Here is a 15212-nt window from a genome sequence, read left to right on the forward strand (position 1 = left end):
TGCTTGCAGTATCAGCGTCCCATTTTGACAAAGGTATGACCGACCATTCCCCCGCCGAACAGCTCCTCCACTGCGGCGGGCACTTGCTGCAATGATATCTCCCTGTTGAGTAACTCAATCGCTGGCAGCTTGGCATTGCGAGCCAGTTGCTTCCATGCCGCCTGCTTTGCCGGCAGAGGGATTTCTACTGAATCCACGCCCAGCAAGTTGACGCCGCGCAGGATGAACGGCAGTACGGTCGCCTCGAAAGTAGGGGACTGTACCAACCCGCAGCAGGCTACACTGCCGCCGGCCCGCAGTGATTTGATCACATTGTTGAGCGTATCCCCGCCGACCACGTCGACTGCCCCAGCGAAACGTTCCTGCAGCATTGGCCGCCTGTTGGCTTCGCTTAACTCCGCGCGGTCTATCACTTCGCTGGCGCCTAGCTCACGCAGCAAGCCCGCCTGTTCCGCTTTGCCGGAACTGGCGACTACCTCGTACCCCTCACCGGCCAGCAGTGCCACGGCGATGCTGCCCACGCCGCCGGTGGCACCGGTCACCAATACCGGCCCCTTTTCCGGTGTCACACCCAGACGCTGCAATTTGTTGATGCACAGTTGTGCGGTCAGGCCGGCTGTGCCGAATAACATGCTGCGTTTGGGATTCAAGCCGCGGGGGCAGCGCAGTACCCAAGCCGCCGGTACGCGTATGTACTGAGCCAGACCGCCTGCGGTATTCATTCCCAGGTCATAGCCGGTTACGATCACCTTGTCACCCGGCTTGAAATCACTGTTGCTACTTTCCTCGACGACCCCTGCTGCATCAATGCCCGCCTGATGTGGGAACTCCCGTGTCACGCCCTTGTTGCCGTGCGCCGACATCGCGTCCTTGAAATTGAGTGAGGAATATTGCACTTTAACCAACACCTCGTTGGCGGGTAGGTCGTTGGTATCGCGCTGTACCACCGAGCGCAGCAGGCTGCCGTCGCTGTTTTCCTGAATGTAGAACGCATTGTATGTCGCCATTGATTGGTCTCCGTGCTGGCTGTGATGTGTATGCCGACAGTCGCGGGCGACTCAATCTACCAGACGGCTCTGTCGGAGAACAGTGTATTGCTTGCCGCTAGAGATAGCAGGCGCGGCGGGGTGCGGTTGAGCGCGTATCCTATTCTACGTCGCAGAGAATTCGCGTAGTAAGGAGGAGCGGCGGCCAACTGTGAGCCGATCGACGGCCATAATCACGCTGGATCGGGTCTTAAATCAATCGGAAGTGTTAAAAATATTACTAATAAATTCAATAAGGTACTGGACAAACATGATAATTCACGAGAGTATTATGCAAAGGCACGGCTCAAGCGCGTCGTAAACGTCTGATTCAACAATCTCTACACAGCATTTACGCGGGGGACACGACTTGAATAATCTAATAAAAATCCAGCTCATAATGATTTTGTCCCTGTGCGTCAGCGTGGTTCACGCCCAGACCCTCAAAGGGTCGCGTGCATCCATCGACAAACAGTACCGTAAAGCCGTTTCCTATGGATTTACGTTTGTCCAGAGTGCGAGCACATTGAATTCCGCTATCAGAACCAACGAATTGATACGGGTATCGCCAGATCGCTATATGGACTTGCATGATGTCTCCTTCCCTTATGCAGTGCCCGGCACCCGATTATTCCTGTCGAGACTCAGCTCGCAGTACTACAGCCGTTGTGGCGAAAAGCTGACAGTCACCAGTCTGCTGCGCCCGCGCGATCGGCAGCCGGCTAATTCAGTTGCTCATTCCGTACACCCGACAGGTATGGCGGTAGATCTGCGCATACCGAAAACGCGAAAGTGTCGGGCCTGGCTTGAAAACACGCTGCTGTCTCTGGAGCGAGAGAAGGTGGTGGATGTCACCCGTGAGCGCTATCCTCCGCATTATCACGTTGCTGTTTACGCAGAGCACTATGAAACCCGAGTGGCGAGGCTTACCGGAAAGAGTGCGGGCAGCAAAGAGTCTGCATCTTACGCCGGTGCATACCAGCGATATGTCGTACGCAAAGGAGACACACTCTCCGAAATTGCGCAGCGGAACAGTATTAGTGTGGCGCATCTGCGCGCGGTGAATACCTTGCGCGGGAACCTGATTAACGTGGGGCAGAAGCTACGCATACCCACTGGAGCGGCAACCAGCGCAAATGGGGAGGTAGTTGCAACGTACGAGACCACTCACCGTGTCAATCGAGGTGATACGCTGTGGCGAATTGCGAATCGCTACGGCACAAGTGTGCAACAGCTGCGCCAGGTAAACGGGACTGACAGCGATGTGCTGCAGGTTGGCCAGGTACTGAAAATTTCCAAGGGTTAGGTCGCTCCTGCTGGCGCGGGCGTATCACTTCATCGTTCAAAGTTCCCGCTTACGCGCTTCAACCCGGTGCTGGCAGTTATAAAGCCAGCGTACAGCCCTGTCGTGAGACCTGTGCGCTTCGGGTGGTGCTATAGCCACTTGTACAATGCGATGGAGGCAGGTACCGCGTGCGTAAATCTCTACTGTATCTGCTGAGCTTCATCCTTCTGTGCTGTGTCTCGCTCCTCCTGTATACAGTGCCAGCGCGGTGGCAGATCCTGCACATCACGCCCGAATTACCCGACTGGGATGCATTACATTCCTCACTGGATGTACCCGGCGGTCCGACTGGACTCGCCTACGTCAATACTGCCAGTCAGCAGACATTTATCGGCGAACTCGGTCATCCTGGAATCCTGATCGATTGGCCCGGTGGTCGGCGCTTTCTGATTGACACCGGAATGCCTCCCGAGAACGCTCTGGCCTTTGGCAAACCTATGGAGTTACTGGGGGCCGCTCCGACCAGCACGTTCGGTTCGGTGGCGGTACAACTGGGGCAGGCTGTAGACTCTGTCGCCGGCGTCGCCTTTACCCATCTGCACAACGATCACACCGAGGGCCTGCCTGAACTGTGTGCTGCCCAGAGCAGTCCAGCCACTGTATTCCAGACGCCGCTGCAGATGCGGAAACTCAACTACACCACAGAGATAGGGATGGTGGCGCTGGACGCAGCCAACTGTTCACGGGAAATGTTGTCTGAAGGCGTTATCAAAACGGTACCGGGCTTTCCGGGGCTGTTGGCGATCTCGCTGGGCGGTCATACCCCCGGCAGTACGCTATATGTTGTCAGGGTGAATGGCACCACTTGGGTATTTTCTGGCGATATCACCAACGACAGGCGCTCCCTCGTAGACAACCTGCCCAAGCCCTGGTGGTACAGTACACTTGTCGTGCCTGAAAATGTTAATCGCACTGCGCAGTTGCGTGCGTGGTTGGGGCAGTTGGATCAACGGCCCGGTGTCGTGGTGTTGCCCGCTCACGATGTGGTGGCGATGGCTAGCGCCGGCCTGCCGAGCTGGCGCAGCGACTAGCGCGTCGGCTGAGTCCCGTTCTGCCTGTTTTCGCAGTGTTGTGCCGACAGCTCGCAAAAGAGACGCTATACTGAGTCGGATAAGAACCCCAGCAGAGAGATTTGCGCCTTTTTTGGAACTGCGTTATGACATATCCGACAGACGACTCGCGCTTTGAGGATTCGAGCCCGCTAGGTACCGCACAAGAGCGGTCGGAAACCTACGATGCCCGCTATCTGATATCTACCCTGCTGGTGTACGTCGCCAAGAGCGACGGAGAGATTTCAGAGCAGGAAAGCAATCGGATGATTGATCTGCTCTCCACGCAGATGGATATTTCCCGACCCGAAGCGCTGGAACGGCTGCGTGACGCCATTATGGTTCTTTCGGATGACGAGAATATTATGACGCGCTTGCAGGATGTCGCGCGGGGCCTGTCCGATGAACAGAAGTTTGAGATTCTGTGGATGATGCTCGACGTCATGGCTGTTGACAATGTCATGCAGCGCAGTGAGTCAGAGGCTGTTGCGTTTGCGGGGCAGATACTCGGTCTGCCACTGGATACTATTCACGCGCAACTGCGGGCAATTTCAGCTGATAAATAAGCACCCGCCGGCCAACTCCGCTGCGCCAGTGTGCGCAAGTGGAAAAGTACCCTCGCCGGAGCAATTGACTTTCCCTCACGCCTAACGCACCGTGCGTTTCTCGGTTGATAGAGAGTAACGTTCGATGCATGACACCCTGCTATATGTGATCTCCGCTGTGATAGTGCTGGGCGTATTTGCCCAGTGGCTTTCATGGCGTATACGTGTGCCGGCTATTCTGGCCCTGCTGGTAATAGGGGTTGTCGCCGGCCCGGTAACAGGGTTGCTGCGCCCCGATGAAATGTTTGGCGATCTATTGTTCCCGATGGTTTCTCTCGGGGTTGCCTTGGTGCTTTTTGAGGGAGGGCTGACGCTCAAGTTCAGTGATCTGCGCGGCCACGGTGCTGCGGTTAGTAACCTTGTTAGTTGGGGAGCGTTACTCAACTGGGTGCTCATTGCTGGAGGCTGCTGGCTGCTGGTGGGGTTCTCAGCCGAACTGGCCCTGCTGTTTGCGGCGCTGGTCATTGTGACTGGCCCGACTGTGATCAACCCCCTGTTACGTACCATGCGTGCCACGCATGAGGTCAGCCAGTTGCTGCGTTGGGAAGGTATCCTGATCGACCCGGTGGGCGCTTTGCTTGCCGTTCTGGTCTTCCAGTTTATTGTGGCTGGCAACGAATCCTATCTGCTGTTTCTGGAAAGTATTGCGGTTGGAGCGGTGGCCGGCGCCGTGGCGGCACTGACGCTCGGTTTTCTGATTCGTCGCCACTGGATTCCGGAATACCTGCTCAATGTAGTGGCGCTGGCCTGGGTTGTGCTCGCATTTACCGGTAGCAATTACCTCGCTCACGAATCCGGTTTGCTTGCGGTCACCATTATGGGTGTTTGGCTTGCCAATACACGCGGTGTTGATATGGCTGAGGTACTCAGTTTCAAGGAAAGCCTGTCGATACTCATTATTTCCATGCTTTTTATTGTCCTGGGTGCCCGCACCAATCCCTCGGATATTCTGGCCACCGGCTGGGGTGGCGTGGCGGTGTTGGTGGTAGTGTTGCTGGCGCGACCGATTGTGGTCTGGGCCAGCACGATTGGTGGAAGCTATAACTGGCGTGAACGGGCTCTGGTGGCATGGGTTGCGCCGCGCGGCATCGTTGCCGCAGCCGTCTCCTCGCTGTTTGCACTGCGCCTGCAGGACGCCGGCTATCCCGACGCCGATTTGCTGGTGTCCTATACCTTTCTGGTGATTATCGTCACGGTGGTGCTGCAGAGCCTCACTGCACGGGTCGTCGCTCGGGCATTGGGGCTGGTTGAAGAGGACCCACGTGGCGTCCTGATTGTCGGTGCCAACCAAGTGGCGCGAACGATTGGTAAAGCGTTGCTGGATCAGGGCTTCCGGGTGAAGCTAACTGACACTACCTGGTCTGAGATTCAGGCTGCGCGTATGGACGGCCTGGATACCTACTATGGCGAACCGGTGTCAGCACACGCCGACCGCCAGCTTGAACTGGAGGGAATAGGGCGGCTGTTCGCGATGTCCCGGCGGCCGGCACTCAACACCCTGTCGGCGATAAAATTCCGCCGGGAGTTCGGGCGCAATCGTGTTTTCACGCTGCGCACCTCGCAGGAAAAAGATGCCTCCGAGAAGCGCCGTGTCGCAGAGGGATACCGTGCGCCGCGGCTGTTCGGCGAGGGTGTGACGCTGCAGAAACTGGCCAGCCTGATCGCTCAGGGAGCAGAGATCAAGGCAACTCTGTTAACAGAGAACTTCAAGCTTGAAGATTATCAACAGGCTAGGGGCAAGAGTCACATTCCGCTGTTTGCACTGGACAAGAAAGGTCATCTGCGGGCGTTTACCGATGACTACCAGCCGGAGGTCGCGCCCGGCTGGACACTACTTTCGCTGATCCTGCCGGAGCAGTTAGAGAATGAGAAAGCGGAGCCCGAGGAATCCGCAAAAAGTCCCAGCGGCGGCTGAGCGTCCTAAACCGCGCGTGCTTGGGGTCTCAGGAAAGGCTGTTGTTTACATTGAGTACGCGCGTCAGCATATCGGCGTCCACCGTCCCCACGATGTCTCCGGCGCGTTGCAATTCGGGGTTGCGTGAAACAAGTATCAATCTTGCCTGTGAATTCCATAGTGCGCTTAAAGCGGCCAGCGGAGTAGCCTGTTCGCTCAACAGTATGTATTGCACCGAGCCAGAGATGCCGCCGTCCTCAGCCTGCGGCAGTAATTGCGCAGACACTCCCAGTATTTTGTCGCCGCTCGTGTGTACAACAACCGCAGCAGCTTTGGCGCTGTTACCGTCGCTGTCAGCGAGAGTAAAATCCGTGTTCTTCATATCCCCCAGTCGCTGTGAGGTCAGCACTGCAGAGTGCAGGCCCTCGGGCACCGAATGGCCCCGCGCGCGCAGTTTCATGCTGTAAATACTGTCCTGCATGATGGATTTTCGCACCACATAAGCAGCGGCGCAGGCTATCGCCAGTGCCATCGTAATAGAGGAATCCATGGTCATTTCTGTCAGCATGATAATGGCGGTGAGTACTGCGCCAGTCGAGCCGGCCACTGCCGCGGCCATACCGGCAATGGCAAACGCCGGGATGGCTATGTCGAGACCGGGGTACACTGCCAGGCAGAGGTGACCGAATGCCGCGCCGCCTGTTGCACCCATAAACAGGGCTGGGGAGAAGACGCCACCGGAAGCGCCCGAGCCCAGCGACAAACAGGTCGCCAACAGCTTCAGTGCAGTGAGCAGGATGAGAAACCATGGGTCACTCAATACGCCTTGCAGGATCGCCATAATTGTTGCGTAGCCAACGCCTTCAACATAATACTGGCCACTGTATTGCAGCATCAGGTACATCATGATGCCGACGCACAGCATGCCCAGAGAATGATGCAGGTAGTAGTCGCCGGGCAGCGCGTCGAACACATCCTCCATCGCGTAGAGCCCGCGGATAAATGCCACAGACAGTAAGCCGATCAAGGCGCCCAGCACGGCAAAGACTGGTAGCCCCCAGTTATTGAGCAGGTGAAAGTCCGGTATTTCGAGGCTCGGTATATAGAAAGACGGCGTGGTACCGAGCAGGTAGTGACTGATCTGCGTGGCCACCACGGTCGCCGTTGTCAGCAGCATGATATTGCGTGCATTGACTGACACCAGCAGCAACTCGATGGCAAAGACCATGCCGCCAAGTGGCGCGTTGAATGTCGCTGCAATGCCGGCGCCAGCACCGGCAGCAATCAGCGTGACCCGGTCGCTGATGGACATCGGGAACAGGGCACCGAGCGTGGAGCCGAAGGCCGAGCCGATCTGCACGATGGGGCCCTCGCGCCCCACGGATGCGCCACTGCCGATGGATATCGCCGAGGCCAGCGATTTCACCAGCGCCACACGCGGGCGTATCCTGCCTTCGTTGTAGTAGATGGCATCCATCACTTCCGGTACACCGTGGCCCTTGGCTTCCGGTGCAAAGTTTTTCACCAGCCAGGCGACCACCAGAGCGCCGGCGACAGGCACCAGTATCACGCCGAGTCCCCAGGGGCTGTCCGGGGTAAACACGTTTGCATCGTAGTTGACATTCACCTGTCCGAGAAACAGGGTGTTGTGAATCAGTCCGATCAGCAGTCGAAACGCCCAGGCGCCGACACCTGCGACACCGCCGACGGCCACCGCCATGCAGATCATAAAAACAAGATTTCGGGAGGGGCGCGCTGTTGTGGTTGCCCTATCGGACGCGAGCGCGTCGTGGTTGTCGGTCACTTGCGAATACTCTCAGCTAACTAGTCAGGCACACTCAGGGTGTGCGTTGGATTCCAGGTGGCAGCCAGGAGCCGTCGAGGACAGCCTCCTTGGGCCAGTAAAGGCGCATCACCATATAGATCGGGCCATTGGGTGCCGGTAGCCAGTTCGCGGTGTGCGCCGGATCTGTGGGCGTGTCTTTCTGGATGTACAGTGTCAGCGACCCGTCGGCATTTTTCTGCAACTCATCCAGCATGCCCGAGTTGATAAGATAGCGATTGCTGGGGTTCTTTACCAGCAGTTGGCTGTCGCCGTGATACATAGTGACTGACCAGAAGGCGTTCACCGGTGGCAGCGCATCGGCGGCAAACGTCAATGTGTAATTGGCGTTTGCACCGTCCAATGATTGCCCTTCGCTGTCGTGCCGTGTGATGGCGTACACCGCTTCGGCCGGATCGTTGGCGAGAATGCCGCCGACCGCAACGGCCGCGCGCTGCGTCCAGTCGCCATTGTAAACAGCGCGATCGCCTATCCCTTTGGTGACCAGCAACCAGCCCTCGGCGGGCGTGCCAATGGTTTTGAGTTTTTCCTCGATCAACGCTTCTGCCTGTTTGGCGGCATCTGCTATTGCAGCTCTATCGGCATCGTTCAATGCAATGCTGGGGAACGGTCGGCCGGCCCTGACGCCTATCAACGCAAATTTTTCACGCAGTGGAATCTCCACGGCAGCCGCTCCGGTGGTGGGTGCGAAATCCAGCAGGAATGCGAGGTAGTCGAGTAGCTCAGATTTCTCCGTTGTTTTATCGATTTTAGGCCAGTTGACGGCAGCGGTGGGTCTCGGTCGGGGGTTGCCCTCGTAGACTGACAGGGCGCGGGCGCTGTACTTGGCCTGAATGGCTTTAACATTGCCGATGTCCGCGGCATTAAAAAGTTGAGTGCGGTATGTCGCCAGCGCAAAATCAGTTTCCGATGTAAAGACAGTGTTGATACCCGCAGGCATGGTGCCCGTCCACGAGGGCCCGGCAACGCCATAGCAGCCGGCGTCATTACCGGTGGTCCGCGTACCGATATAGCCGAAGTTGAAGGTGTACTGCGAAGTCAGCATTATCGAGTAGTAGCGATCGGGCTCAATATCAGGCACGCAGAGCACCATGGGTTCTGCCCGCAGATCCATCCACAAGAAAGAATAGGGGGTGTCGCTATTGGGTGTCACAATTGCAGTGTCTGCGGGTGTGTACACCCTGGCGATATTCGCTATGGTATTAAACGGCGCTTTAAACTGGCCGGAGCTTTCATTGATCGCGTAGTCATTCATGATGCCGTAGAGCATGACCATCGGCAGGCCGTAGATATAGGCTTCCTGCGCAATCGCCTCGAGGCTGCTGGATTGTGATTCATCCTGTGCGTAGGTAGTGGAGGACAAAACTGTCACTGTGGTCAGTGCCGTCACTTTTAGCAGTTTGGCTGCACGCATGAGTTATTCTCCTTTTTTATTGGCGGATATCGTCACGATGGCGCTATGTTACTACAAGCCTGCATTCTGCCGCTGCAGTCTTACGGTTCGATAGTGCCCAGCGCTGACAGCGAATTCATCTTGTCAAGTTTTGCTTTGAACGACAAGCGCTTCTTCGTCAGGTCTTTTACGTTGGGCAATGGTAATGAACAGGCCGGCGCTGCTATCATCGCGGTCTATCAGCGCAATGAGGGAGTACTGTATGATCGTCGAGCAGATATGGACGGGCAACGCATACCGCAATTTCAATTACCTGATAGCCTGTGGTGAAACAGGTGAGGCAATGGCGATCGATCCTCTGGATCACGAAAAATGCCTTGCCCGGGCAAAAGAACTCGGGTGGGATATCACCCAGGTACTGAACACCCATGAGCATCCCGATCACACCGGCGGTAACGCGCCTGTTGTCAATGCAACCGGCGCGCGCTTGCTGGCACATGCCAATGCCGGTGCGACTATTGCGGGCATAGATCGCGGTTTGCAGGCGGGTGATGTTATAAAAATTGGTAAAACGGTGGAACTGGAGGCACTGGATACACCGGGGCATACTATGTGCCATATCTGCCTGCTGTCCCACACGGATACACCGGCGATATTTTCCGGCGACACACTGTTCAACGCAGGTGCGGGTAACTGCCATCATGGTGGCCACCCCCCTGAGCTGTACGCAACATTTTCCGGGCAATTGGGGCGCCTGTCGGATGAGACGCTTGTCTATCCCGGGCATGATTACATGGCGAATAACCTCGCATTCACGTTGGATCGAGAGCCTGATAATCAGCGTGCTGCAGCGCTACTGGAACAGGTGAAGGATCAAGACCCGGACGATCCACTGGTCTCCACCATGGCGCTGGAGCGACAGATCAATACTTTTATGCGACTGGACAGTGCCGCCGTTATAGCCAGATTGCGCGAAAGCTTCCCAGAAATGCCATCTGAGCCCGATTCGCTTACGGTGTTCCTGAAACTGCGGGAGCTTCGCAACAGCTGGTAAGTTACCCGCGTTCGACCACAGCGCGCGAGAGCGTGCAGGGGAACAGTATGAGTGAAACTGAACGAGAAGATACCTCGGTGCAGGCCAAGCCCATGGCCGAACGGATGGGTGAGCACTTCGGCGTTCGCCTGTCGCTGTACTGTCTGGCAGCCCTGGCGGTGCTGTATAGCATGCACGCCGCCAGATCGCTGTTAATGCCGGTCGTTGTAGCACTGCTGTTCTCTTTATTGCTTAGCCCGCTTGTGACATGGCTTAAGCGACTTCGCATTCCCCGCCCCATTTCCTCGGTGCTGATTCTCTGCTTGTTGGGTGGACCCTTTGTACAGTTGAGTATAGAGCTCGCTGAGCCCGTACAGAAATGGATGGGCAAGTTGCCGGAGTTGACCGCCCGGGTAACAGAAGAACTGACAGAAATCACCGATACCTTAACGCCCAAAGAACTACAAAAAGTGGAAGAAGAGCCGGAGCGGGAAACCGGCTTCAGTTTCTCCCGCTTCTTTCAATCGGATGATGATGAGGTTGTCCCGGAAGAAACCGAGCCTGTCGCAGAGAACGTGCTGGTTAAAGGGGTGAAGACAAGTGGCGTAGAGATTCTGTTATCAGTGCTGGGTGCGGCTCCCTTCATTGTTGCGCAATTTGGTGTATGGTTGATTCTGGTGCTGTTCCTGCTCATCTATGGCCCGGGCTTGTACAATAATTTCATTAACCTGCTGCCAATGATCGGCAACAAGCGCCGCGCTGTGCTGCTGGTCGGACGGCTGCGCCAGCAATTGTCACGCTATATTTTGACGGTGACAATAATCAATGCAGCACTCGGACTGACAACGGGAGCCGCGCTGTGGATGCTCGGTGTGGAAGACGCCATTCTCTGGGGTGTGCTGGTCGGATTACTGAATTATGCGCCCTACGTCGGAACCATGGTCAGCACTTTTATACTATGTATCGCCGGGTTCGTGCAGTTCGGTTTGGTTATGTCTGCGCTCTTTCCCGCGTTGGTTTTTCTTGGATTAAACCTATTGGAATCACAAATTTTTACCCCGACTGTCCTCGGGCAACATATGCGTCTGAATCCCCTCGTGATGATTCTCTGGTTGTTGATCTGGGGGTCACTCTGGGGTGCTGTTGGCGTCTTGATTGCAGTGCCCCTGCTGATGTGTTTAAAACTTGTCGCCGAACAACTCGACATTCTGGGCTATTGGGTTGAACTGTTTGAAACCGAGTCCTGAGCCGTAATCAGAAGTTAGACTTTTCGCTCCTGCTGCAGTGCATCTTATATTGGGTGCGGGCGCTGCATTGCCCCGTGCCATTTTACGCAGCCGTGGTTGTCTACTATTGTTAGTGGAGTGTAATACTGACTGCGCTTCCAACATCTGACGGAGGAAATTGTATGCTGATGTCCCTATTGTTGTTGCTGGTACTTCTCACCGTGTTGCTTTACTACCGACTGCCACTTCTGGCGGGCTCAGTATTCATGGTCGTCGGCTCCGCCGTACTGGCCATTGTTGCCGACGGCGCATGGTTGTTCTTTGTCCTGACCGCTGTGGTTGCCGTTGTGCTGAACGTTGAGGCATTGCGTCGTCAGTTATTAACCGAGCCCGTTTTTCGCTTGCTGCGTCGCTCACTGCCGGCTATGAGCAGTACCGAACAGGAAGCGCTGGAAGCTGGAACGACCTGGTGGGAAAAAGATCTTTTCAGTGGCAATCCCGACTGGGAGAAGTTTGAAGGTATCGGTTTGCCGCAGTTAAGTGAGGAAGAGCAGGCCTTTATCGATGTCGAAGTGGAGGCCCTGTGCCGACTGATCGATGACTGGGACGTACAACAGCGCCAGGACTTGTCACCGGAGACTTGGTCGTATCTGCGAAAGCACGGGTTCTTTGGCCTTATCATTCCCAAGGAGTTTGGCGGCCGGGCATTCAGCCCGTACGCGCAGAGCCGCGTGATGAGCAAAATAGCCAGTCGCTCCATTACTGCGGCAGTAACCGCGATGGTGCCGAACTCTCTCGGGCCGGGCGAGTTGCTGGTCAAATATGGAACAGAGGATCAGAAACAGCGCTGGTTGCCCGGTTTGGCAGATGGTTCTGAATTGCCGTGTTTTGGCTTGACCGGTCCGGAGGCTGGTTCAGATGCTGGGGCCATTCCGGATATTGGCACCGTCTGCAGGGGTGACTACGACGGCAAGGAAGTTCTGGGACTCAAACTCACCTTCAGCAAGCGCTGGATTACGCTTGCGCCTGTCGCAACAGTGGTGGGGCTGGCGTTTCAGTTGCGCGACCCCGACGGCCTGCTGGGCGACCCGGAGAAAGTGAACTATGGCATTACCTGTGCACTGCTGCCTGCCACACATCCCGGTATTGAGATCGGCAAACGCCACAACCCCGGTGTACCTTTCATGAACGGACCGATCAAAGGCGAAGATGTCTTCATCCCTGTGGACTGGATTATCGGCGGTGCGGAAATGGCGGGCAAGGGCTGGCGTATGCTGATCGAGTGTCTGGCCGCCGGGCGCGGTGTCTCGCTGCCCGCACTGGCCACGGCAAGCGGTGAAATGGGATATATCACGGTTGGGGCTTTTGCTCGCATCCGTCGGCAGTTCAATATCGAGATTGGAAAATTCGAGGGTGTGCAGGAGGCCACAGCAGATATAGCTGCTGGTGCATACACGCTGGAGGCTATGCGCCAATTGGTGACGCGCGGATTGGAAGGTGGCGCGCCGTCGGTGCTCACGGCGATGGCTAAATACCATGCAACAGAGCGCATGCGGCATCTGGTGAACCACGGTATGGATGTTGTGAGTGGTCGCGCGATCCAGCTTGGACCGCGCAATTTTATGGCATCGGCCTACCACGCCCTGCCGGTGGCGATAACTGTCGAGGGAGCGAATATCCTGACCCGCTCGCTGATGATATTCGGGCAGGGTGCACTGCGCTGCCATCCCTACCTATTCGATGAAATGCAGGCACTGCAGGCAGATGGCGAGCAGGCTGGCGTCGACCAGTTTGAGCCGTTGTTGTTGCAACACCTCGGTCATGTCGGCGGCAACTTTTCCCGGCTGCTGCTGTACGGTATTAGCGGCGCACGTCTTGGGCAGGTACCAGCGCAAGCCAGCGTGTTCAGCAAGCGCTGGTACCAGCGTCTGAACCAATTGAGTGCAGCACTCGCCAGTTGTGCGGATGTCGCACTGGGAGTGCTCGGTGGAGACCTGAAACGGCGCGAGCTGCTGTCGGCGCGCCTCGGGGATGTACACAGTGAGTTGTTTATCGCCTGCAGTGTCCTAAAATACCGCGATACCCAGACACAGAGTGAGGCTGCGGATCTGCACGCGGAGTACGCCCTGCGACAATCCGTGGCTGCTGCGCAGCAGGCGTTGGCTGACTTCTGCCGCAATTTCCCGATGCGCTGGCTTGGGCGGATTTTGCATGTGCTCTGCGTACCTCCAGGCAGTACTGTGCATCCGCCGAGTGATGATGATATCCGCGCATTGGGCGATCTGTTACTTGAGCCCAACCCCGTGCGCGCGGCGCTGGCTGATATGGTATATGTCAGCCATGATCCCGAAGATGCTGTGGGGCGGCTGGAAACCACTTATCAGCTGTTGCTGGAAGTGGATTATGCATGGCAGCTGTTTACTCGCGCACGCAGTAAGGGTGAGTTCACGGCTGTGGATATTGCCGGTGCATTGCAGGAGGCCACTAATAAGGGTGTGATTACCGCAGAGGAGGCGACTGCACTGGCCGAGTACGATGCGCGGCGCTACGATTGCCTGCTCACCGATCACTTCGACCAACTGCCGCTAAAGCCACCCCCCAAGACCCAGCGACGTGCCCGGAAGAAAACGCCATGATTGATACCCGGATTCTGGTGCAAGGACTGTACTTCGGTGAGGGGCCGCGCTGGCACGAAGGACGTCTCTGGTTCAGTGATTTTTACGCGCATGCGGTTAAGTCGGTCGACGAGTCGGGTAAGGTGCGCACAGAACTTGAATTGGATGACCAGCCCTCTGGACTCGGTTGGCTGCCGGATGGACGCCTGCTGGTAGTGGCCATGAAGGAGCGCGCGGTGAAGCGCCTCGACGCTGGGCAGCTGGTGCTGCACGCCGACATCAGTCATCTCACCGCGCACTTGTGCAACGATATGGTGATGGATGAACGGGGTACGGCGTGGGTCGGTAACTTCGGTTTTGATCTGGATGCCGAGTTGCGCGCGCGGGGTGTAGAGGTATTCAACGATCACCCGGTAACCAACCTGGTGCGCGTTGATGCTGATGGCAGTGTGCACTTGGCTGAGCGCGATATGCATTTCCCTAATGGCAGTGTGATCACGCCTGACGGCAAGACGCTAATTGTCGCGGAAACCTTTGCCAGTTGCCTGACAGCTTTCACCATAGCCCGCGACCAGACACTGACTAACCGCCGTATCTGGGCATCCTTGCCCGGTGTTGCGCCCGACGGTATCTGCCTGGATGAGAACCAGCGGGTATGGGTAGCCAATGCGCTGGAACCTGAAGTGCTGCTGGTGGCTGAGGGTGGCGAGATCGTTAATCGAATCGTCACGAGCCAGAACTGCTACGCCTGTATGCTGGGCGGGGAAGCAGGGAACACCCTGTTTGCCTTGACAGCTGATACTTCAGACGGCGAGGACGCACGGTCCAGGGCCACTGGCAGAATAGAGACAATCGACGTGGACACGGCTCGAGCAGGTTGGCCCTGACGCTATCTGGTGACCCGGTGTGTCTAGCCATTGCGGCAACAATGGCTTCAAACCAAACGATCAAACAATTTCCACGCTCAGGGCATCATTTGCGGAACCTGGGGTCGCTGCGTGAGTCAGAACAGTGTCTGTCAAAAAAACTGTAGTTATCTCCAGGTAGTTGTTGACAGCAGGGGGCCGCACTTCCGAAGATGAAACGAGTCAGTGGGGAGCCGCATTTCTACGTTGTAACTGCGCTGAGATAACACTGAATCGTGTTAATCCGTGTGAGTGTCAGTCGCTGTGGCCCGCAATTAA

General features: G+C 56.6%; 11 protein-coding genes. 8 read left to right on the plus strand and 3 right to left on the minus strand.

Annotated elements, in window-relative coordinates; genetic code table 11:
- Positions 1-11: 11 nt before the first annotated feature.
- On the minus strand, positions 12-1007 hold the full coding sequence (locus tag AC0L6S_RS03410; protein WP_473427018.1) for a YhdH/YhfP family quinone oxidoreductase: 996 nt from the start codon (positions 1005-1007) through the stop codon (positions 12-14).
- Positions 1008-1395: 388 nt separating this feature from the next.
- Here AC0L6S_RS03410 and AC0L6S_RS03415 point away from each other — a divergent pair, with 388 nt between their 5' ends.
- The 4 genes from AC0L6S_RS03415 (at position 1396) to AC0L6S_RS03430 (ending at position 5939) form a co-directional block, all read left to right on the plus strand.
- On the plus strand, positions 1396-2331 hold the full coding sequence (locus tag AC0L6S_RS03415; protein ID WP_473427019.1) for a DUF5715 family protein: 936 nt from the start codon (positions 1396-1398) through the stop codon (positions 2329-2331).
- A 167-nt stretch (positions 2332-2498) separates the two neighbouring features.
- Entirely contained in the window at positions 2499-3401 is a 903-nt protein-coding gene (locus AC0L6S_RS03420; RefSeq protein ID WP_473427020.1) for an MBL fold metallo-hydrolase, read from the plus strand.
- 125 nt (positions 3402-3526) lie between these two features.
- On the plus strand, positions 3527-3985 hold the full coding sequence (locus tag AC0L6S_RS03425) for a TerB family tellurite resistance protein (RefSeq protein ID WP_473427021.1): 459 nt from the start codon (positions 3527-3529) through the stop codon (positions 3983-3985).
- A 124-nt stretch (positions 3986-4109) separates the two neighbouring features.
- On the plus strand, positions 4110-5939 hold the full coding sequence (locus tag AC0L6S_RS03430; protein ID WP_473427022.1) for a cation:proton antiporter: 1830 nt from the start codon (positions 4110-4112) through the stop codon (positions 5937-5939).
- Between the two features lie 28 nt (positions 5940-5967).
- On the opposite strand, the gene AC0L6S_RS03435 is transcribed toward AC0L6S_RS03430, so the two are convergent.
- Positions 5968-7722 carry a chloride channel protein gene (locus AC0L6S_RS03435; protein WP_473427023.1) on the minus strand — a complete coding sequence of 585 codons (1755 nt, stop codon included), beginning with the start codon at positions 7720-7722 and terminating at the stop codon, positions 5968-5970.
- 34 nt (positions 7723-7756) lie between these two features.
- Positions 7757-9175 (minus strand): DUF1254 domain-containing protein, encoded by a 1419-nt coding sequence (locus AC0L6S_RS03440; RefSeq protein ID WP_473427024.1) that lies wholly within the window; start codon positions 9173-9175, stop codon positions 7757-7759.
- Positions 9176-9416: 241 nt separating this feature from the next.
- Here AC0L6S_RS03440 and AC0L6S_RS03445 point away from each other — a divergent pair, with 241 nt between their 5' ends.
- The 4 genes from AC0L6S_RS03445 to AC0L6S_RS03460 all read left to right on the plus strand — a co-directional run bounded on the left by AC0L6S_RS03445 (position 9417) and on the right by AC0L6S_RS03460 (position 14915).
- On the plus strand, positions 9417-10208 hold the full coding sequence (locus AC0L6S_RS03445) for a hydroxyacylglutathione hydrolase (RefSeq protein ID WP_473427025.1): 792 nt from the start codon (positions 9417-9419) through the stop codon (positions 10206-10208).
- A gap of 47 nt (positions 10209-10255) precedes the next feature.
- Positions 10256-11434, plus strand: a complete 1179-nt coding sequence (locus tag AC0L6S_RS03450) for an AI-2E family transporter (RefSeq protein ID WP_473427026.1) — start codon at positions 10256-10258, stop codon at positions 11432-11434.
- A gap of 161 nt (positions 11435-11595) precedes the next feature.
- Positions 11596-14049: an acyl-CoA dehydrogenase gene (locus tag AC0L6S_RS03455; RefSeq protein ID WP_473427027.1), complete on the plus strand. Its 2454-nt coding sequence runs from the start codon at positions 11596-11598 to the stop codon at positions 14047-14049.
- Positions 14046-14915, plus strand: a complete 870-nt coding sequence (locus AC0L6S_RS03460; RefSeq protein WP_473427028.1) for an SMP-30/gluconolactonase/LRE family protein — start codon at positions 14046-14048, stop codon at positions 14913-14915. Before AC0L6S_RS03455 ends, AC0L6S_RS03460 begins: the two co-directional genes overlap by 4 nt.
- Positions 14916-15212 lie beyond the last annotated feature (297 nt).

It is taken from the genome of Halioglobus sp. D3-4 (genome assembly GCF_055809315.1).

What these genes read in the sequence shown, in the direction of transcription:
- AC0L6S_RS03445 (WP_473427025.1), top strand. Translation starts at nt 9,417, where the DNA reads ATGATCGTCGAGCAGATATGGACGGGCAACGCATACCGCAATTTCAAT.
- AC0L6S_RS03450 (WP_473427026.1), top strand. Translation starts at nt 10,256, where the DNA reads ATGAGTGAAACTGAACGAGAAGATACCTCGGTGCAGGCCAAGCCCATG.
- AC0L6S_RS03430 (WP_473427022.1), top strand. Translation starts at nt 4,110, where the DNA reads ATGCATGACACCCTGCTATATGTGATCTCCGCTGTGATAGTGCTGGGC.
- AC0L6S_RS03425 (WP_473427021.1), top strand. Translation starts at nt 3,527, where the DNA reads ATGACATATCCGACAGACGACTCGCGCTTTGAGGATTCGAGCCCGCTA.
- AC0L6S_RS03460 (WP_473427028.1), top strand. Translation starts at nt 14,046, where the DNA reads ATGATTGATACCCGGATTCTGGTGCAAGGACTGTACTTCGGTGAGGGG.
- AC0L6S_RS03410 (WP_473427018.1), bottom strand. Translation starts at nt 1,007, where the DNA reads ATGGCGACATACAATGCGTTCTACATTCAGGAAAACAGCGACGGCAGC.
- AC0L6S_RS03455 (WP_473427027.1), top strand. Translation starts at nt 11,596, where the DNA reads ATGCTGATGTCCCTATTGTTGTTGCTGGTACTTCTCACCGTGTTGCTT.
- AC0L6S_RS03440 (WP_473427024.1), bottom strand. Translation starts at nt 9,175, where the DNA reads ATGCGTGCAGCCAAACTGCTAAAAGTGACGGCACTGACCACAGTGACA.